The following is a 596-nucleotide window of genomic DNA, read 5'->3' on the forward strand; positions in this document are numbered from 1 at the left end:
TTTCATGCGCGATGCCCGCGGCCAACTCGCCCGCCACCGCCAATTTTTCCGATCTCTCATAAATTTCCCTCGCCTTCTGAAGCTCCGTAATATCCCGAACGACTACGATGCGCGCGGCTTCGCCGTTAAATACCGCAGGAATGGCAGACACCTGGACATGGAGCGCCTTCCCGTCCAACCGTACCCACTTTTCCTCCATCCGCTCGGATATTCGCCCGATCGTTTCGGTAAGCTGAATTCGTTTGCGGACGTTTTGATGAAAATCCGAATGTACGATATCGAATACGCTTTTCTCCAGAATGTCGCTAGGCTCCGTGCCGCCCATCAATCGGACGCCGGACGCGTTCACGAATCGCCAATGCGCTCCGCGACCGATCAAGATCGCTTCCGGAAACGACTCGATCAGGTCGCGGTACATTTCCTCGCTCCTCATGAGCGCCGTTTCGGCTCGTTTCCGCTCGGAGATGTCGCGAATGACCGCGGAAAAATAAGTATGCCGATCCGCATCCCACGTGTGTACAGAAAGTTCAATGGGGAACATATCTCCGCCTTTGCGTATGGCCTCGGCCTCGACGATGCTGCCGATTATATGGGGG

At 55.5% G+C, this 596-nt stretch carries 1 protein-coding gene and 1 pseudogene; both read right to left on the reverse strand.

Annotated features, from left to right (window positions below):
• Positions 1–418 (reverse strand): PAS domain S-box protein (locus AC2JF9_RS08275; protein ID WP_500726840.1); only part of this gene is annotated, 418 nt, incomplete at its 3' end.
• Between the two features lie 27 nt (positions 419–445).
• Positions 446–589, reverse strand: a pseudogene (locus tag AC2JF9_RS08280) (PAS domain S-box protein); the annotation flags it as partial.
• Between the last annotated feature and the right edge of the window lie 7 nt (positions 590–596).

Source organism: Lactobacillus sp. C449L, from assembly GCF_059900815.1.